At 73.6% G+C, this 19,302-nt stretch carries 14 protein-coding genes and 1 pseudogene; 12 read left to right on the top strand and 3 right to left on the bottom strand.

What is annotated here, in order from left to right; translation table 11 throughout:
• The first annotated feature begins 108 nt into the window (after positions 1-108).
• The 4 genes and pseudogenes from ACQRUO_RS26685 to ACQRUO_RS26700 all read left to right on the top strand — a co-directional run.
• Positions 109-969 carry a putative RNA methyltransferase gene (locus tag ACQRUO_RS26685; protein ID WP_428318613.1) on the top strand — a complete coding sequence of 287 codons (861 nt, stop codon included), beginning with the start codon at positions 109-111 and terminating at the stop codon, positions 967-969.
• 162 nt (positions 970-1,131) lie between these two features.
• A complete protein-coding gene (locus tag ACQRUO_RS26690) occupies positions 1,132-2,622 on the top strand; it encodes an ATP-binding protein (RefSeq protein ID WP_428318614.1) in 1,491 nt (496 codons plus the stop codon).
• 77 nt (positions 2,623-2,699) lie between these two features.
• Positions 2,700-3,026, top strand: coding sequence for a nucleotide pyrophosphohydrolase (locus ACQRUO_RS26695; RefSeq protein ID WP_428318626.1), 327 nt, complete (start codon positions 2,700-2,702; stop codon positions 3,024-3,026).
• A gap of 212 nt (positions 3,027-3,238) precedes the next feature.
• A pseudogene (locus ACQRUO_RS26700) lies at positions 3,239-3,673 on the top strand (DUF6099 family protein); the annotation flags it as partial.
• Between the two features lie 395 nt (positions 3,674-4,068).
• On the opposite strand, the gene ACQRUO_RS26705 reads toward ACQRUO_RS26700, so the two are convergent.
• A complete protein-coding gene (locus tag ACQRUO_RS26705) occupies positions 4,069-4,293 on the bottom strand; it encodes a hypothetical protein (protein ID WP_428318615.1) in 225 nt (74 codons plus the stop codon).
• A 409-nt stretch (positions 4,294-4,702) separates the two neighbouring features.
• On the bottom strand, positions 4,703-5,695 hold the full coding sequence (dapD, locus tag ACQRUO_RS26710) for a 2,3,4,5-tetrahydropyridine-2,6-dicarboxylate N-succinyltransferase (RefSeq protein WP_428318616.1): 993 nt from the start codon (positions 5,693-5,695) through the stop codon (positions 4,703-4,705).
• Positions 5,696-5,885: 190 nt separating this feature from the next.
• Between dapD and ACQRUO_RS26715 the strand changes: the two genes are divergently transcribed.
• From ACQRUO_RS26715 to argF, 3 genes are all read left to right on the top strand, one after another.
• On the top strand, positions 5,886-7,568 hold the full coding sequence (locus tag ACQRUO_RS26715; protein WP_428318617.1) for a 3' terminal RNA ribose 2'-O-methyltransferase Hen1: 1,683 nt from the start codon (positions 5,886-5,888) through the stop codon (positions 7,566-7,568).
• Positions 7,565-10,303, top strand: a complete 2,739-nt coding sequence (locus ACQRUO_RS26720; protein ID WP_428318627.1) for a polynucleotide kinase-phosphatase — start codon at positions 7,565-7,567, stop codon at positions 10,301-10,303. The genes ACQRUO_RS26715 and ACQRUO_RS26720 overlap by 4 nt, the downstream gene beginning before the upstream one ends.
• A 206-nt stretch (positions 10,304-10,509) precedes the next feature.
• A complete protein-coding gene (gene argF / locus ACQRUO_RS26725; protein WP_428318618.1) occupies positions 10,510-11,511 on the top strand; it encodes an ornithine carbamoyltransferase in 1,002 nt (333 codons plus the stop codon).
• Between the two features lie 30 nt (positions 11,512-11,541).
• Here the strand turns inward: argF and ACQRUO_RS26730 are convergent, their stop codons facing one another.
• Positions 11,542-11,952 carry a type II toxin-antitoxin system VapC family toxin gene (locus tag ACQRUO_RS26730; RefSeq protein ID WP_428318619.1) on the bottom strand — a complete coding sequence of 137 codons (411 nt, stop codon included), beginning with the start codon at positions 11,950-11,952 and terminating at the stop codon, positions 11,542-11,544.
• A 337-nt stretch (positions 11,953-12,289) separates the two neighbouring features.
• On the opposite strand from ACQRUO_RS26730, the gene acnA reads away from it, so the two are divergent.
• The 5 genes from acnA to ACQRUO_RS26755 all read left to right on the top strand — a co-directional run bounded on the left by acnA (position 12,290) and on the right by ACQRUO_RS26755 (position 19,261).
• On the top strand, positions 12,290-14,938 hold the full coding sequence (gene acnA, locus ACQRUO_RS26735; protein WP_428318620.1) for an aconitate hydratase AcnA: 2,649 nt from the start codon (positions 12,290-12,292) through the stop codon (positions 14,936-14,938).
• Between the two features lie 104 nt (positions 14,939-15,042).
• Positions 15,043-15,699 carry a maleylpyruvate isomerase family mycothiol-dependent enzyme gene (locus tag ACQRUO_RS26740; RefSeq protein ID WP_428318621.1) on the top strand — a complete coding sequence of 219 codons (657 nt, stop codon included), beginning with the start codon at positions 15,043-15,045 and terminating at the stop codon, positions 15,697-15,699.
• Between the two features lie 222 nt (positions 15,700-15,921).
• Positions 15,922-17,319, top strand: coding sequence for an N-acetylglucosamine/diacetylchitobiose ABC transporter substrate-binding protein (ngcE, locus tag ACQRUO_RS26745; protein ID WP_428318622.1), 1,398 nt, complete (start codon positions 15,922-15,924; stop codon positions 17,317-17,319).
• A gap of 44 nt (positions 17,320-17,363) precedes the next feature.
• A complete protein-coding gene (locus ACQRUO_RS26750) occupies positions 17,364-18,296 on the top strand; it encodes a carbohydrate ABC transporter permease (protein ID WP_428318623.1) in 933 nt (310 codons plus the stop codon).
• A gap of 14 nt (positions 18,297-18,310) precedes the next feature.
• Entirely contained in the window at positions 18,311-19,261 is a 951-nt protein-coding gene (locus ACQRUO_RS26755; protein WP_428318624.1) for a carbohydrate ABC transporter permease, read from the top strand.
• Positions 19,262-19,302 lie beyond the last annotated feature (41 nt).

Below are 19,302 nucleotides of genomic sequence, written 5' to 3' on the forward strand. Positions count from 1 at the left end.
GGGGGGAAGAGGGGGGGGGGGGGAAAAAGACCAGGAAAGGGGGGGAAGAAATAAACCAAAAAACAATTCCAAACGCCGGGCCGGTCCCGGCGCGGCTAGGGTGGGGCGGTGCTCCGGGACATCGAGCGGTACCTGACCTGCCCCCACTGCGCGCTCGGCCTCGTCCTGGACGCGACCGGGCGCACCCTGCGCTGCCCCGGCGGGCACGCCTTCGACCTCGCCAAGCAGGGGTACGTCAGCCTGCTCCCCGGTGACGCGCACACCGGGACCGGCGACACCGCGGAGATGGTCGCCGCCCGGGCCGACTTCCTGGCCGCCGGCCACTACCGCCCGATCGCCGCGGCCCTCGCCGAGGCCGCCGCGGCCTGCTTCGCCCCGGACCCCGGCCCGGGCCTGGTGGTCGACCTCGGTGCCGGTACCGGCCACTACCTCGCCCAGGTGCTCGACGCGCTGCCCGGTGCGGCGGGCGCGGCGCTCGACATCTCCAAGTTCGCGCTGCGCCGAGCGGCCAAGGCGCACCCGCGGGCGGGCGCGGTGGTCTGCGACGCCTGGCGGCCGCTGCCGCTCGCCGCCGGCTGCGCCGACCTGGTGCTCAACGTCTTCGCACCGCGCAACGGCGCCGAGATCCACCGGGTGCTGAGCCCCGGCGGGCGGTTGCTGCTGGTCTCGCCCACCACCCGCCACCTCGGGGAACTGGTCGGGGCGCTGGGCCTGCTTTCGGTGGACGAGGAGAAGGACCGGCGGATCGACCAGAAGCTCAGCCCCTGGCTCACCCCGGTCTCCTCGCGGGAGGTGGAGTTCGCGCTGGCGCTCTCCCACCGGGACGCGGCGGAGGTGGTCGGGATGGGGCCGAACGCCTGGCACACCGAGCCGGCCCGGCTGGCGGCGGGGCTGGCCGGGCTGCCCGAACCGGTGGCGGTCACCGGTTCGGTGCGGGTGGCGGTCTACCGGGCGGCGGACCGGGACTGAGCGGCCAGGACTGAGCGGGCCGGCCGGGGCTGAGGGGGCGGGCCGGGATCGGCGGCCTGGTCGACTTCCGGTGTCGCGCTGGCTCCCCGATGGGATGAATCGCCGTGCGCAGGCACGTTTCTGCCCGGCTCGGGTCGCATGATCGTCAGTAGCGTCGGCTCGGTGACCAGCCCCCTGACGACTCCCAAGAGCACTCCCGCGACCGGCCCGGGCACCCCGGGGGCCGGCGAGCTCGCGCAGCGCCCGGCCCGCGCTCAGGAGCCGGCGGCCCGCAGCCGGACCACCCCGGTGCGCGGCCAGGCGGCCCCGAGCCGCAGCCAACCGGCGCCCGCCGCCGGGCGGGCGACCGCGCTCGGCCGCGCCGCCACGGTCGAGCCCCGGCCCTCCGTGTTGCGACCGACGGTCGAGGAACTGCGCCTGACCTCCTTCAAGTCCTTCCGCCGCGCCGCCCTGCCGCTCGCCCCGCTCACCGTGCTCCACGGTCCCTCCGGGGTCGGCAAGTCGAACGCCCTGGACGCCCTGGCGGTGCTCTCCCGGTTGGCCCTGGGGGAGGAGATCGGCCCCTCGCTGGACGGCATCGGCGGCGTCGGCGGCCCGCTGGCCGCCCCGGTCCGCGGCGGCCTGCTCGGCTGCGTCCCGCACGGGCGCAACGCGATCATCCTGGGCTGCACCGTCCGCTCCTCCGTCGGCCAGATCCGGCTGGAACTGGTCATCCGCACCGACGGTCGGGTCCGGGTGGCCCGCGAGTGGCTGGCCTGCGACGGGCAGACCCTGGTGGAGACCGGGGAGCAGGACGTCGCGGGCGGGCGGGTCAACGTCAGCTGGCACAACGACACCCGCCAGGGCGACATCCGGGCCCCGTTCCCCAGCGGCAGCCTGATCACCACCCAGATCCCGCTGCGGGTGGCCGGGTCCTCGCCCGGCGAGCGCACCGTGCTGGCCGCCGCCGAACAACTGCTCACCGCGCTGCGCGAGGTCTTCCCGGTGCACCCGGTCCCGGCGCTGATGCGCGACTGGGTCCCCGCCGACCCGCAGGCCCGGCTGCTGTCCAGCGCCGCCAACGTGTCCGCCGTGCTGGGGCGGCTGCAGGGCGAGTGCACCCGCCGGTACGGCCGGCTGCTGAAGGCCGTGCAGAGTGCCGCCCCGCACCCGCTGCTCGGCCTGGACGTGGCCCGGCGCTGCACCCAGTCGCAGGAGCGGCTGCTCGCGGTCTTCGACGAGGGCGTCCTCGGGCGGACCGGCGCCGACCAGGCCTCGGACGGGATGCTGCGGCTGCTCGCCTTCGCCGCGGTGCTGCTGACCGGGGCCGGGGTGCTGGACGTCGACCCGGCGCTCGAGGTGCCGTGGGCCCGGCGCCAGCTCACCGTGCTCGCCGAGGACCTCGGGGCGGGCCTGGGCACCGAGCAGACCGCCTCGCTGCTGCGGCTGGCCCGGGAGATGTGCGACCGGGAGCAGCTCCGCCTGGTGGCCGCGCTGCAGGACCCGGTGGCGGCGCACCAGGTGGAGCTGATCGACCTGGTGGAGTGCCGGCGGGACCCGATGAGCGGGCACAGCGTGCTGCGCCCGGCCACCCGGGTCCCGGCCCAGCCCGCCGGCCCGGACGGGGACGCCGACACGGCCGGGGCGGAGGATGCGGTAGACCTGGAACTGTGACCGAGCACGCATCCCCGCAGGCAGCACCGAACCGCGAGTCCGCCGAGCAGGCGGACGGACCGTCCACCACCACCGCCGTGCCCAGCCTGGCCGAGTTGGCCGGCCGGCTGAGCGAGTTCGCCGCGGCACGCCGTTGGGAGCCGTTCCACACGCCGAAGAACCTCGCGGCGGCGCTCACCGTCGAGGCCGGGGAGCTGCTGGAGATCTTCCAGTGGCTCACTCCGGAGCAGGCGGCCGCGGTGATGGAGGACCCGGACAGCGCGCACCGGGTGCGGGACGAGGTGGCGGACGTGCTGGCCTACCTGGTCCAGTTCTGCACGGCGGTCGGGGTGGACCCGCTGACCGCGCTGGACGAGAAGATCGACCGGAACGAGCTGCGGTTCCCGGCGGCACCGGCGGAGTGACGCGGACGGCGTCAGCCGAGTGACGCGGGCGGCGTCGCTTTTCGGACTATTGCGGCGGACGGGTGAGGGCAACTGTCCACAACCCCGGGGTTGTCCACAGCTTTGCGACGGTCGGGCCCGGGAGGGGCCGGCCGGTCGCACCCTCGACTCCTGACGGGCCGTTCAACGGAACGGCCCGAGGCCCCGTCAGGAGTGAAGGGCAGGCCGCCGCCATGGACGCACTGCGTTTGATCAAGACCACCCGCCACGCGCTCGCCGAGGCCCGTACCGTCCCGGACGTGCTGTCCGAGTGCCGGCAGGCGGCCTCGCTGGCCGAGGCGTTGGGCGAGCGGCTCGGTGGCCATCCGGTCGAGGAGGCGGCCACCGTGGCCCGGCTGCTGGCCCGGGCCGGGGTGCACGCCGCCGCGGTGCTGGAGGCCCCCGCCGAGTCGCCCGAGAGCGGTGAGCGGGCGCCGGCGCGGCGCGCCGACGGGCTCAGCCGGGTCGGCGTGCTCGGCCCGGTGCTGGACCAGCTGCGGCTGCTGCTGACCGAGTGCGCCGAGGCGCTGGTCGCCGTCGCCGACTCCGCCGAGCCGGCGGCCCAGGGCGTCTACTGGCTCGCCGTCGACGGGTTGGACGCCGCCGCCGAGTGCCGCGCGCTGGTGGTCGAGCTGCTCCGGGTGCTGCGCCGGCTGGGAGCGGTGGAGCCGGTGGCCGAGTCGGGAGCTGAGCCGGGCGCCGGGCCGGGCGGTGCGGCGCGGGGTGCCGAGCGGTCGGGCGGGTGCCGGTCGACGCGACCGGCGGTGGCTGCGGCGGACGGTCCTCAGGGGCGACCGCCGAACCGGCGGACGGGGCCGGCCGGCCCACCCGGCGAGGACTCGACGGAGGACCTCGGAGCGCTCGACGCGGCGGCCGGTGCGGCGGCGGCTGCCGAGCCGGATCCGGTGGCCCCCGAGGAGGAGCCCGCCGAACCCGAGCTTCGGCTGGTGATCACCCTCTCCCCGCCGGGCGGGAGCCGGCCCGGCGGGCCACCGCCCGCGCCGCCCGGGCCCCGGCCACCGGACTACCAGTCGGCCGAAGCGCCGCCGGCGGGCTCGCGGTCGCCGCGCAGCTCCGGCTGCGCGAGGCCCAGCCCGGCCCCGCGGGCCGGGCCGAGGTCGGCGCCCAGCTCGGCCAGGTCCGCCAGGTCGGCGTTGACCGAGGCGAGCAGCTCCTGCATCTGCTCCAGCAGGCTCTTGGTCGGGTTCTGCGGTGGTGCGACGGGCACCTCGTACCTGGGCTCGGACATGGGGGGACCCTCCAGCTCGGGAGTGCGGTGTTCGGGAACGCGACGGGACACGTCGGGCCGGGGGCGTGTGACCCCGTCACTCCAACGACCCCTCACCGCGCCGAGTCACCGTCGTCCACCCGATGCGGTCCTCCTGGTCCGGCGGCTCAGTCCCCGGGGTGATCCGGGCTTGCTCCGCCGCGGCCCGCTGGACTATGGCGCCGGACCGGCCGGGCAGCCGCAGCTCCCGGGCGCCGGGCGGCCGACTTCCGGCCCGCGCACGGACGGTGGAACGACTGTGGGCCCCGCCCGGCGCGGGAGCACCGGGCGGGGCCCACAGCGGAGCCGTCAACCGTGGTCCCGTCGGCCGGCCCACGTGGGACGGACCGGCCGACGGGCACCGGACCGGGCGGACCGGTCCGGTCGGAGGTCAGTTGTGCGCGTGCAGATCGGCGTTCAGGCCGCCCCACGAACCGGAGCGGGCGATCACCTCGACCGCGCCCGACTGCGAGTTCCGGCGGAACAGCAGGTTGTCCTGCCCGGACAGCTCGACCGCCTTGGCGACGGTGCCGTCCGGCAGCGTGACCCGGGTGCCCGCGGTCACGTACAGACCGGCCTCGACCACGCAGTCGTCGCCCAGGGCGATGCCGATGCCCGCGTTGGCGCCGAGCAGGCAGCGCTGGCCGACCGAGACGACCTGCTTGCCGCCGCCCGACAGGGTCCCCATGATCGAGGCGCCGCCGCCGACGTCGCTGTGGTCACCGACCACCACACCGGCGCTGATCCGGCCCTCGACCATCGAGGTGCCGAGGGTGCCCGCGTTGAAGTTCACGAAGCCCTCGTGCATCACGGTGGTGCCGACCGCCAGGTGGGCGCCGAGGCGGACCCGGTCCGCGTGCGCGATCCGCACGCCGCTCGGGGCGACGTAGTCGGACATCCGCGGGAACTTGTCGATCCCGTAGACGGCCAGCTGGCCGCCCCCGGCGCGCACCGCGAGGCGGGTCTGCTCGACCCGGTCCACCGGCACCGGGCCGATGCTGGTCCAGGCCACGTTGGCGAGCAGGCCGAAGATGCCGTCCAGGTTCTGGCCGTGCGGCTGGACCAGGCGGTGGCTCAGCAGGTGCAGGCGCAGGTAGGTGTCGTGCGCGTCGAGCGGCTTCTCGTCCAGCGAGCCGATCGTGGTGCGCACGGCGACGACCTCGACGCCGCGCCGGTCGTCGGTGCCCAGCGCCCCGGCGGCGCCGGCGCCGAGCTCGGCCTCGGCCTGCTCGGGGGTCAGCCGGACGGTGCCGGAGGGGCCGGGCTGGTCGGTCAGTGCGGGAGCGGGGAACCAGGTGTCGAGGACGGTGCCGTCGGCGGCGATGGTCGCCAGGCCGGCGGCAACGGCACCACGGGCGGGAGCGGAGGTCGTTTCAGCAGTCACATCGTGCACGGTAACCAATTCCGGCCAGTGCTGCCGAAACCGCCCAGGCAGCGGACAGGTGTGGCGGCCCGCCCGGTCTCCCCGGCGCGCCCGGGGTGGCCGCCCGCCCACGGGGCAGCGGTCGGGCCCCGGCGCCGTCCGACGCAAAACCACGTGCTTCGGGCCGCGGCTGCCAGGAATACTCGACCGGGTGTTCATCTCGATCTCCACCACCGGAACGGCCGAGCACCCGGCCACCGACCTGGGCTTTCTGCTGCACAAGCACCCGGGCAAGGCACAGCGCTTCAGCACGTCCCACGGCGAGGCGCACGTCTTCTACCCCGAGGCGAGCGAGCAGCGCTGCACGGCCGCGCTGCTGCTGGACATCGACCCGATCGCCCTGGTCCGGCGCGGCCGCGGCAAGGGTCGGGCCGGCTCGCCCGACTTCGCCCTCTCCCAGTACGTCAACGACCGCCCGTACGCCGCCTCCTCGCTGCTCGCGGTGGCGCTGCGCACGGTCTTCCGGACGGCCATGAAGGGCGTCTGCGAGCTGCGGCCCGGGCTGGCCGAGCAGCCGCGCGAGCTGACCGTGCTGCTCCCGGCGGTCGCGGTCGGCGGCGGCGAGGCGGCGGTCGAGGGCTCCCTGGTCCACCGGCTCCTCGAGCCGCTCGGCTGGCGGGTCACCGCTGCGGCGATCCCGCTGGACGAGGCCTTCCCGGACTGGGGGGAGTCGCGCTACCAGCGGCTGGAGCTGACCGGCACCCTGCTGCTGTCCGACGCACTGCAGCAGCTCTACGTGCTGCTGCCGGTGCTGGACGGCGCCAAGCACTACTGGGTGGCTCCCGACGAGGTGGACAAGCTGCTCGCCGCCGGGGAGGGCTGGCTCGCGGACCACCCGGAGCGGGCCCTGATCATCCGGCGCTACCTGCACCGCCGCTGGTCGCTGGCGAACGAGGCGCTGCGCCGGCTGGAGCTGGCCCGGCTCGCCGAGGCCGACGACAGCGAGGCCGAGGACCTGGACAACGCCGTGCCCCAGGAACCGGACCTGGCACCGACACAGGAGGACTCGGAGCAGCAGCCGGCCGCGGAGCCGGAGTCAGAGCCGGTCGCGGACGGCCCGGCCCCGGCCGACGCCGCGGAGCCGGCCGAGAAGCCGGTACCGCTGGCGCAGCAGCGGCGCACCGCGATCGTCGAGGCGCTGCGCGCGGCGGGCGCCGCCCGGGTGCTCGATCTGGGCTGCGGCCAGGGCGAGTTGGTTGCCGCGCTGCTCAAGGAGAAGCAGATCACCGAGGTGCTCGGGGTCGACGTCTCCGCCGGTGCGCTGGCCGCCGCCGCCCGCAAGCTCCGGCTGGAGAAGCTGTCGGAGCGCCAGGCGGCCCGGGTTCGTCTGGTCCAGGGTGCGCTGACGTACACCGATGCCCGGCTCAAGGGGTACGACGCGGCGGTGCTCTGCGAGGTCATCGAGCACCTCGACCTGCCGCGGCTGCCGGCGCTGGAGTACGCGGTGTTCGGCGCCGCGAACCCGGCGACGGTGATCGTGACCACGCCCAACGCCGAGTACAACGTCCGCTGGGAGAGCCTGCCGGCCGGCCGCGTGCGGCACGCCGACCACCGCTTCGAGTGGAGCCGGGCGGAGTTCCGCGCCTGGGCGGAGCGGGTGGCGGCCGGGTACGGGTACACGGCCGAGTTCCGCCCGGTCGGCCCGGACGACCCGGAGGTGGGTCCGCCGACCCAGCTCGCCGTGTTCCACCGCGGCGCCCAGCCCACCGGCCGCGCCGCCGCCGAAGCCCACGCCCCGACCCCCACCAGCCGGATCACGACCACCAGCCCGACCGCCCCGACCACCAGCCCGACCACCACGACCCCCGCCCCGGAGAGGAGTGCGCCCCGATGACCACCGCCAGCGACCCGACGCAGCCCGCCGTCACTGCCGCCGAACCGCCTGCCGAGCCCCGGCAGCTGCCGGTCACCGACCTCTCCCTGGTGGTGTTGATCGGCACCAGCGGCTCGGGCAAGTCGAGCTTCGCCCGCAAGCACTTCGCCCCCACCCAGGTGATCTCCTCGGACTATTGCCGCGGTCTGGTCGCGGACGACGAGAACGACCAGTCGGCCTCCGCGGACGCCTTCGAGCTGCTGCACCACATCGTCGGCAAGCGGCTGGCCGCCGGGCGGCTGACCGTGGTGGACGCGACCAACGTGCAGCCCGACTCGCGCAAGCAGCTGATCGCCCTCGCCCGGGCCCACGACGTGCTGCCGATCGCGGTCGTGCTGGACGTCCCACCGGGCGTCTGCGCCGAGCGCAACCGCTCCCGCCCCGACCGTGACTTCGGCGCGCACGTGATCCAGCGGCAGAACCGCGAGCTGCGCCGCTCGCTCGGCGCGCTGGAGCGCGAGGGCTTCCGCAAGGTCCACCACCTGCGCGGTGCGGCCCAGGTGGCGGCCGCCGAGATCGTGCTGGAGAAGCGCTGGAACGACCTGCGCGAGCTCACCGGCCCCTTCGACATCGTCGGTGACATCCACGGCTGCCGGTCCGAGCTGGAGACCCTGCTCCACCGCCTCGGCTACCGGATCACCCGCGACGAGCACGGCCGCGCGGTGGACGCCGCGCACCCCGAGGGCCGCACCGCGGTCTTCGTCGGTGACCTGGTCGACCGCGGGCCGGACACCCCGGGCGTGCTGCGCCTGGTGATGGGCATGGTGGCGGCCGGTCACGCGCTCTGCGTGCCGGGCAACCACGAGAACAAGCTCGGCCGGGCCCTGGGCGGCCGCCAGGTCACCGTGGCGCACGGCCTGCAGGAGTCACTGGACCAACTGGCCGCCGAGCCCGAGGAGTTCCGCACCGAGGTGCAGACCTTCATGCGCGGGCTGGTCAGCCACTACCTGCTGGACGGCGGCAAGCTGGTGGTCTGCCACGCCGGCCTGCCGGAGAGGTACCACGGCCGCAACTCCGGCCGGGTCCGCTCGCACGCCCTCTACGGCGACACCACCGGCGAGACCGACGAGTTCGGCCTGCCGGTGCGCTACCCGTGGGCCGAGGAGTACCGGGGCAAGGCGCTGGTGGTCTACGGCCACACCCCGGTGCCGGTGGCGAGCTTCCTGAACAACACCATCTGCCTGGACACCGGTTGCGTCTTCGGCGGCAACCTGACCGCGCTGCGTTACCCCGAGCGCGAGCTGGTCGGCGTGCCGGCCGAGAAGGAGTGGTACGCCCCGGTCCGGCCGCTGATCAGCGACGCCCCCGGAGCCCGCGAGGGCCGCCCGCTGGACCTGGCCGACGTGGCCGGGCGCCGGGTGGTGGAGACCTCGCTCGCCGGCCGGGTCGCGGTCCGGGAGGAGAACGCCGCCGCCGCGCTGGAGGTGATGAGCCGCTTCGCCCTCGATCCGCGGCTGCTCGCCTACCTGCCGCCCACCATGGCGCCGAGCGCCACCTCGCGGCGCCCGGGCCACCTGGAGCACCCGGAGGAGGCGTTCTTCGCCTACCGGGCGGACGGGGTGCAGCAGGTGGTCTGCGAGGAGAAGCACATGGGCTCCCGAGCGGTGCTGCTGGTGGCCCGCGACGAGCAGGCGCTGGAGCGGCGGTTCGGCCTCGCTGGTCCGGGCGCGATCTGGACCAGGACGGGGCGCGCCTTCCTCGGTGACGCCGCGCTGACCGAGGCGTTGCTGGCCCGGGTGCGGGCGGCTGCCGAGCGGGCCGGTCTCTTCACCGAGCTGGCCACCGACTGGCTGCTGCTGGACGCGGAGCTGCTGCCCTGGTCGCTCAAGGCGGTCGAGCTGCTGCGCCGTCAGTACGCGGCGGTCGGGGCGGCGGCCCGTTCGGCGCTGCCCGAGGTGCTGGCCGCGCTGGAGCGGACCGCTGCGCGCGGCATCGAGGGGCTCACCGAGCTGACCGAGCGGCACCGGCGCCGGGCGGCCGACGCCGACGCGTTCAGCGCTGCCTACCGCCGCTACTGCTGGCCCACCGAGGGGCTGCGCGGCATCCGGCTGGCGCCGTTCCAGGTGCTGGCCGCCGAGGGGGCCAACCTCGCGGTGCGACCGCACGACGAGCACCTCGGCTGGTTGGACCGCCTGGTGGTGGCCGACGAGGCCTGGGTCCGCGAGCAGCAGGAGCCGGCGCGCCCCGGGGCCGGGCAGCCCGAGGCCGTGCAGCCCGAGGCCGTGCAGCCCAGCACCGGGCAGCAGCCGTCGCAGCAGCACCCGGACGTCGAGCCGCTGCTGCGCGCCACCGGCCGGCTGGTGGTCGACACCGCGGACGAGGCCTCGATCGCTGCGGGCATCGCCTGGTGGGAGGAGCTGACCGCGGTCGGCGGCGAGGGCATGGTGGTCAAGCCGTTGGCCTCGCTGGTGCGCGGCACCTCGGGGGAGGGGCGGCCCGGCGGGCTGGTGCAGCCGGGGCTCAAGGTGCGCGGCCGGGAGTACCTGCGGCTGATCTACGGCCCGGACTACACCGAGCACCTCGACACGCTGCGCCGGCGCGCCCTCGGCCACAAGCGCTCGCTCGCCCTGCGCGAGTACGCGCTCGGCCTGGAGGCGCTGGACCGGCTGGCCGCCGGCGAGCCGCTCTGGCGGGTGCACGAGCCGGTCTTCGCGGTGCTCGCCCTGGAGTCGGAGCCGGTCGACCCCCGGCTCTGAGCGCCGAGCCGCCGCGCGAAGCGACCGGCGCGCCAGCGGAGCGGACCCACGGCTCGCGGAGCCCGATCGGCCACCCCGACCTCACCGGGGTGGCCGATTCTCTGCAGGTGACTGCATAGAAATTCATCATCCCGTATAGTGTTGCTGGGCCTCCCCTCCCGTTGCGCCTTCCCGTCCCGCTGTCCCCAGTCCCCAGGAGCCCGGCCATGGCCTTGAACCTCAGGAACCGGCACTTCCTCAAGGAGCTCGACTTCACGGCGCAGGAGTTCACCTTCCTGGTCGACCTCGCAGCCCAGCTCAAGGCCGCCAAGTACGCCGGCACCGAGCAGCCCCGGCTGCGCGGCAAGAACATCGCGCTGATCTTCGAGAAGACCTCGACACGGACCCGCTGCGCCTTCGAGGTGGCCGCCGCCGACCAGGGTGCCGCCACCACGTACCTGGACCCGGGCAGCTCCCAGCTGGGCCACAAGGAGTCGATCAAGGACACCGCCCGGGTGCTCGGCCGGATGTTCGACGGCATCGAGTACCGCGGCTACGGCCAGGCGGTCGTCGAGGAGCTGGCCGAGCACTCCGGCGTGCCGGTCTGGAACGGTCTGACCGACGAGTGGCACCCCACCCAGCTGCTGGCCGACGTGCTCACCATCCGGGAGCACAGCCGCAAGCCGCTGACCGACATCTCGCTCGCCTACCTCGGCGACGCCCGCAACAACATGGGCAACTCGCTGCTGATCACCGGCGCGCTGCTGGGGATGGACATCAGGATCGTCGCGCCCGAGGAGCTCTGGCCGAGCGAGGAGGTCCGCAAGGCCGCCGACGGCCTGGCCGCGGCGAGCGGCGCCCGGATCACCCTGACCCGGGACGTGGCCGAAGGGGTGGCCGGCGTCGACTTCCTCTACACGGACGTCTGGGTCTCGATGGGGGAGCTCAAGGAGGTCTGGCAGGAGCGGATCGAGCTGCTGAAGCCGTACCAGGTCTCGATGGACACGGTCCGGGCCACCGGCAACCCGCAGGTCAAGTTCCTGCACTGCCTGCCGGCCTTCCACGACCTCGGCACCGAGCTCGGCCGGCAGCTCTTCGAGAGCACCGGGATGTCCGAGCTGGAGTGCACCGACGAGCTCTTCGAGTCGACCCACTCGATCGTCTTCGACCAGGCGGAGAACCGGATGCACTCGATCAAGGCCGTCCTGGTCGCCACCCTGGGCAGCTGACCCCTCCGTCCGCCCCTCGACCGCTCCCGATCACGCCCCGCTGATCCCGGTGATCCCGCGGATCTCGCACCGCGGCCCACTGGCCCGGGAGAGCCGCAGGTCGGCGGTGATCAGCGGCGCGCCGAGCAGCTCGGCCACCGCCACGTACGCCGCGTCGTCGGGGGTCAGGTTGTCCTTCAGCTCCCAGATCCGGCCGAGCAGCGGCGCCAGCTCCACCTTGCGGAAGGCGATCCCGGGCAGCTCGGCCGCCACCGCCGCGACCTGCTCGGCGGTGTTCTCCCGCGCGAGGTAGCGCCCGCGCAGCGACTGCATGACCTCGATCAGCAGGTGTTCCGGCGCCGCCCACTCCGGGTCGGCCGCCAGCGCGGCCCGGGCGGCGACCCCGCGCTCCCCCTGGTCGGCCAGCGCGAGCACCAGGGCGGACGCATCGACGACGATCATGGGCCCACGCTAGCGGCCCGGCGCCCGGTGCGGGCCACCCGGGGCCGCCGGAACGGCCACCAATACGGCCACCGACACGGCCATGGAACCGCCGCCGGAACGGCCGTCGAAACCACCGTCGGAACCGCCGTGCAGGTGGGGCGCGCCACAGGCCCGCCTGAGGTCACTCCCAGTCCACCCATGCACTATGGTTTATCTCGACATCGAGATAACTCCACGCTAGGATTTATCTTGACATCAAGATACTTGCCGAGGGGCGTACGCCTTTCATCATCGGCGCGGTGAGCTTAGCTAAGGCTTACCTTACCTTACCGGGTGGACCGAGAAGGAGTCAGTCGTGTCCGCGAACAGCTTCGACGCCCGCAGCTCGCTGCAGGTGGGCGACGAGTCGTACGAGATCTTCAAGCTCTCCGCCGTCGAGGGTTCCGAGCGGCTGCCCTACAGCCTCAAGGTGCTGCTGGAGAACCTGCTGCGCACCGAGGACGGCGCGAACATCACCGCCGACCACATCCGCGCCCTCGGCAACTGGGACGCCGACGCCCAGCCGAGCCAGGAGATCCAGTTCACGCCGGCCCGCGTGATCATGCAGGACTTCACCGGCGTGCCGTGCGTGGTGGACCTCGCCACCATGCGCGAGGCCGTGAAGGAGCTGGGCGGCGACCCGGCCAAGATCAACCCGCTGGCCCCGGCCGAGCTGGTCATCGACCACTCGGTCATCGCCGACAAGTTCGGCACCAAGGACGCGTTCACCCAGAACGTCGAGATCGAGTACGGCCGCAACAAGGAGCGCTACCAGTTCCTGCGCTGGGGCCAGACCGCCTTCGACGAGTTCAAGGTCGTCCCGCCGGGCACCGGCATCGTCCACCAGGTGAACATCGAGCACCTGGCCCGCACGGTCATGGTCCGGGGCGGCCAGGCCTACCCCGACACCTGCGTCGGCACCGACTCGCACACCACCATGGTCAACGGCCTGGGCGTGCTGGGCTGGGGCGTCGGTGGCATCGAGGCCGAGGCGGCCATGCTCGGCCAGCCGGTCTCCATGCTGATCCCGCGCGTGGTCGGCTTCAAGCTCAACGGCCAGCTGCCGGCCGGTGCCACCGCCACCGACCTGGTGCTCACCATCACCGAGATGCTGCGCAAGCACGGTGTGGTCGGCAAGTTCGTCGAGTTCTACGGCGCCGGCGTCACCGCGATCCCGCTGGCCAACCGCGCCACCATCGGCAACATGTCGCCGGAGTTCGGCTCGACCTGCGCGATCTTCCCGATCGACGTCGAGACCATCAACTACCTGAAGCTCACCGGCCGCGACGAGCAGCAGCTCGCCCTGGTCGAGGCGTACGCCAAGGAGCAGGGCCTCTGGCACGACCCGTCGGTCGAGCCGGTCTACTCCGAGTACCTGGAGCTGGACCTGGCCACCGTGGTCCCCTCGATCGCCGGCCCGAAGCGTCCGCAGGACCGCGTCGTGCTCGCCGAGGCCGCCGAGAAGTTCGCCGAGGTCCTGCCGGCCTACGCGGCCGAGGCCTCCAAGCCGACCACCGTCACCGCCCCTGACGGCTCGTCGTACCAGATCGACAACGGCGCCGTGGTGATCGCCTCGATCACCTCCTGCACCAACACCTCCAACCCCTCCGTCATGCTGGGCGCCGCCCTGCTGGCGAAGAAGGCCGTGGAGAAGGGCCTGCACGTCAAGCCCTGGGTCAAGACCACCCTGGCCCCCGGGTCCAAGGTCGTCATGGACTACTACGAGAAGGCCGGCCTGCTCCCCTACATGGAGAAGCTGGGCTTCAACCTGGTCGGCTACGGCTGCGTGACCTGCATCGGCAACTCGGGCCCGCTGCCCGAGGAGGTCTCCGCCGCGGTCAACGAGGCCGACCTCGCGGTCGTCTCGGTGCTCTCCGGCAACCGCAACTTCGAGGGCCGGATCAACCCGGACGTCAAGATGAACTACCTGGCGTCCCCGCCGCTGGTGGTCGCCTACGCCATCGCCGGCAACATGGGCGTCGACATCACCAAGGACGCCCTGGGCCAGGACGCCGACGGCAACGACGTCTTCCTCGCCGACATCTGGCCGTCCGAGCAGGAGGTGGCCGACGTGGTCGCCGCCTCGATCGACCAGGACATGTTCGCCAAGGACTACGCGGACGTCTTCGCCGGTGACCACCGCTGGCAGTCGCTCCCGGTCCCGACCGGCAACACCTTCGAGTGGGACGCCGAGTCCACCTACGTCCGCAAGCCCCCGTACTTCGAGGGCATGGCCCAGACCCCGAGCCCGGTGACCGACATCGCCGCCGCCCGCGTGCTGGCCAAGCTGGGCGACTCGGTCACCACCGACCACATCTCCCCGGCCGGCAACATCAAGGCCGGTACGCCCGCCGCCCAGTACCTGACCGAGCACGGCGTGGAGAAGCGCGACTTCAACTCCTACGGGTCGCGCCGTGGCAACCACGAGGTGATGATCCGCGGCACCTTCGCCAACATCCGCCTGCGCAACCAGATCGCGCCGGGCACCGAGGGCGGCTACACCCGCGACTTCACCCAGGCCGACGCGCCGGTGTCGTTCATCTACGACGCCTCGCAGAACTACCAGGCCGCCGGCATCCCGCTGGTCGTCCTGGCCGGCAAGGAGTACGGCTCCGGCTCGTCCCGCGACTGGGCGGCCAAGGGCACCGCGCTGCTCGGCGTCAAGGCCGTCATCGCCGAGTCCTACGAGCGCATCCACCGCTCGAACCTGATCGGCATGGGCGTGCTGCCGCTGCAGTTCCCCGAGGGCCAGAACGCCGACAGCCTGGGCCTGACCGGCGAGGAGACCTTCTCCATCACCGGCGTCACCGAGCTGAACGAGGGCCGCACCCCGGCGACCGTCAAGGTCAAGGCGGGCGAGCTCGAATTCGACGCGGTGGTCCGCATCGACACCCCCGGTGAGGCGGACTACTACCGCAACGGCGGCATCCTGCAGTACGTGCTGCGCAGCCTGATCAACGGCTGACCAGCCCCGCACCGGCACCCGGGCCGCGCTTCCCTTCGTGGGGAGCGCGGCCCCTGCCGTTCCCGTCGGCTGTGCCGTCCCGCCATCTGTGCTATTCCGGGGGTATGGCGACGCGATCCGACTCCTCCGACACCTGGTCGCTGATCCACGCCGAGCGGCGCGCGCTGCTCGCCGACGTGCAGCAGCTGGCCCCCGAGCAGTGGACCGTCTTCTCGCTCTGCGCGGGACGCACGGTCCGCGACACCCTGGCGCACCTGGCCGCCACCGCCCGGATGACCCCGCCGGCCTTCTTCGGCAAGATGGCCCGCGCCCGGTTCCGCTTCGACGTGATGACCGACCGGGAGATCCGCGAGCTGACCCACGGCCGCCCGGCCACCACCCTGCAGGCCTTCGCCGAGCAGATCGACGCGACCGACCACCCGCCGGGCCCGGTGGAGAGCTGGCTGGGCGAGACCGTGGTGCACGCCGAGGACATCCGGCGCCCGCTCGGCATCGAGCACAGCTATCCGCCGCAGGCGCTGACCCGGCTGGCCGACTTCTACCGCGGGTCCAACCTGCTGATCGGCGGCAAGAAACGGGTGGCCGGACTGCACCTGACCGCGACCGACGCCGACTGGTCCGCCGGTCAGGCGGTACCGGGCACCGAGGTCAGCGGGCCGATGCTGGAGCTGCTGCTGGCGATCACCGGCCGGCCCGCCGGCCTGACCCACCTGACCGGTGACGGGGTGGCCACCCTGAGCAGCCGGATGCCGGTGCACTGAGGCCGCCCGCCCCGGCCCGCTGCCCGCCCCGGGCCCGCTGCCAGCGCCTGTGCCGGACCCGGCGGCCCCGCCCGCCCCGAGCCCGCTGCCACCGCCCGCCCCCGGCGCGCTGCCACCACCCGCCCCTCACCCGTTCGAGTGGGTGCGGGCGCGCGTCCGGTCGCCCGCGTTCCGGGCCGGGTTAGGGTGCGAGACCGGACACCGAGCGGCGGGAGTGCGCCCATGGGCCCAGCGGCCTCCGCAGCCGACCCCGGCCGCCGCGACCTGCTGCGGCGCGCCACCGCCGCCACCGCGCTGGCCGCCGCCGGTCCCCTGCTCGCCGGCTGCGCCGCCGGCGGCTCGGGCGGCGGCCGGGTCAGCGGCGTGCCGACCACCGGCTCGGCCGCCAACCCCTTCGGCGTCGACCCCGGCGCGCCACTTGACGTGGTGGTCTTCGCCGGCGGTTACGGCGACGCCTACGCCCGGGCCAACGAGGCCGTCTACCGCCGGGCCTTCCCCGCGGCCAGGGTCAGCCACCTGGCCACCCAGGAGATCAGCGGCAAGCTCCAGCCGCGGTTCAACGCCGGCAGCCCGCCGGACGTCATCGACGACTCGGGCGCCCAGCAGATGAAGCTCGACGTGCTCCAGCGCGCCGGGCAGCTGACCGACCTCACCGTGCTGCTGGACGCGCCCTACCGGGACGACCCGACCCGCCGGATCCGCGACGTGCTGCTGCCCGGGACCGTCGAGCAGGGCAGCCTCGAGGGCCGGATGTACGCGCTCAACTACGTGTACAGCGTCTACGGCCTCTGGTACTCGGCCCGGCTCTTCCGCGACCGCGGCTGGCGCCCGCCCACCGGCTGGCAGGAGTTCATCGCGCTCTGCGGCACCATCCGGCAGTCCGGCATCGCCCCCTTCTGCCACCAGGGCCGCTACCCGACCTACCTGAACGTGCTGATCCTGGACCTGATCGCCAAGCAGGGCGGCCCCGACCTGGTGGCCCGGATCGACGCCCTCGACCCGACCGCCTGGGACGAGCCGGCCGTGCTCGCCGGGGTCGACGCCTTCCAGCAACTGGTGCAGCAGGACTACCTGTTGCCCGGCACCAACGGGATGACCCACACCGAGGCGCAGACCGCCTGGTGCCAGGGCCGGGCCGCCTTCATCCCCTGCGGCTCCTGGCTGGAGAACGAGATGGTCGCGATCACCCCGGCCGGCTTCGAGATGGCCTTCCTGCCGGTGCCGGCGCTGCCCGGCGACCGGCTGCCGCCGCAGGCGGTGCGGGCCGGCGCCGGCGAGCCGTACGTGGTGCCGGCCAAGGCGCGCAACCAGGCGGGCGGCCTGGAGTTCCTGCGGATCATGCTGACCCGCGAGGCGGCCGGCAGCTTCGCCACGGCCGCCAACGCGCTGACCGTGCTCCGCGACGGCCTGGGCCCCGACGTGGTGCTCAGGCCCGGCACCGGCTCGGCCGCAGCGGCGGTGCGGGCCGCCGGCACCCACACCTTCGACTACACCTACCCCAACCGGCAGACCGCCTTCGACCTGGCCCTGCAGAGCGCCACCAACGACCTGGTCAACAGCCGGCTGACCCCGCAGCAGTGGGCGTCCGCGGCGAAGGCGGCCACCGCGAAGAAGATCTGACGGACCACCGGGACCGGCGAGGGCCACCGGAGAGAGCAGGCGGCATGCGTCACCGCAGGTACCCCTTCATCCTCGGGTTCCTCGTCGTCCCGGTCGTGCTCTACCTGCTCCTGGTCGTCTGGCCGTACCTGCAGACCTTCGGCTACTCGCTGACCGACTGGTCCGGGGACTCGCCGACCATGCACGTCATCGGCGCGCGCAACTACACCGAGCTGCTGCACGACCGCGTCTTCCGGCTCGCGCTCGGGCACAACCTGCTGCTGCTCGTGGTGCTGCCGGCCGCCACCATCCTGTTGGCGCTCGGCTTCGCCTTCCTGCTGGCCGTCGGCGGCCGCGGCGCCACCGGCGGGGTGCGGGGGGTGCGCGGGGCGGCCGGCTACCGGGTGGTCTTCTTCCTGCCCCAGGTGCTCTCGGTGGCCATCCTCTCGGTGCTCTTCCAGGCGGTCTACCGCACCGACCAGGGCGGCCTGTTGAACGGGGTGCTGATCGAGCTGGGCGTCGAGCGCCCGGACCACCCCTGGCAGTGGCTCTCCGACCCGGACCTGGTCCTCTGGTGCGTGCTCGCGGTGCTGATCTGGTCCGGCGTCGGGTTCTACCTGGTGCTCTTCTCGGCGGCGCTGCAGTCGGTGCCGAGGGACGTCTACGAGGCGGCCCTGCTGGACGGCGCCGGGCGGGTCCAGACCTTCTTCCGGATCACCCTGCCGCTGCTCGGCGAGACGGTCCGCACCGCCTGGGTCTACCTGGCGATCGCCGCCATGGACACCTTCGCGCTGGTCGCCACCATGACCCCGGGCGCCTACTACGGCGGCGGCCCGGACAACCGCTCGGAGGTGATGGCCACCTACCTGATGCGCAGCTTCGTCACCTTCGGGCGGGCCGGCTACGCCTGCGCGATGGGCGTGGTGATCTTCTGCCTCACGCTGGTCCTGTCCGCGGTCGCGCTGCGGGTCACCCGGCGCGAGCGGATCGAGTTCTGAAGGGCGGCCCGACCGTGACCACCGACACCGACCGGGCCCGCCCCGCCGAGCCGCGCCCCGAACCGACCCCGGCCCCGCGCCGCCCCGGTCGCGAGCAGCGCTTCGCCGACGGGGGAGGGGTGCTCGACGTCTTCGCGCACGGCTTCCTGCTGCTCTGGGCCCTGATGATCGTCGTCCCGCTGGTCTGGATCGTGCTCGGCTCGTTCAAGACCGACGCGCAGCTCGGCGCCGACGCCTGGTCCTGGCCCACGCACTGGGGCACGGCCGCCTTCTCCTACGCCTGGCACCAGGGCATCGCCCGCTACTTCGCCAACACCCTGATCGTGCTGGCCGGCTCGGTCACCCTGACCATGCTGCTCGGCTCGATGGCGGCCTACGTGCTGGCCCGCTACGAGTTCCCCGGCAACCGGGCCCTGCACCTGTTCTTCGTGGCCGGCGCGATGTTCCCGGTCTACCTGGCGCTGGTGCCGCTCTTCTTCATGGTGCGCAACCTCGGGCAGTTGACCCCGCTGCTCGGCCTGAACAGCTACCTCGGGCTGATCCTGGTGTACGTCGCCTACTCGCTGCCGTTCACCGTCTTCTTCCTGCACGCCTTCTTCCGCTCGCTGCCCACCGCGGTGCACGAGGCGGCGATGATCGACGGCTGCTCGCACACCGGCGCGTTCTTCCGGGTGATGCTGCCGATGGCGCGCTCCGGCCTGGTCAGCGTGGGCATCTTCAACGTGTTGGGGCAGTGGAACCAGTACCTGCTCCCGGTCACCCTGATGCAGCAGCAGCACGGCGGGGACCCGGACCGCTCGCTGCTGACCCAGGGCCTGCTGAACCTGGCTCAGCAGGCCGGTTACGCCAGCGACTTCCCGGCCCTGTTCGCCGGCATGACGATGGCGATGCTGCCGGTGCTGGTGGTCTACCTCTCCTTCCAGCGCCAGGTGCAGGCCGGGCTCACCGCGGCCACCCTCAAGTAGCCCGGACGGGTGCTGCCGGTCCCGCGGCGGACCGCGGGACC

Origin of the sequence: Kitasatospora sp. LaBMicrA B282 (genome assembly GCF_050325825.1) — a bacterium.
In the GTDB taxonomy this organism is placed as follows: domain Bacteria; phylum Actinomycetota; class Actinomycetes; order Streptomycetales; family Streptomycetaceae; genus Kitasatospora.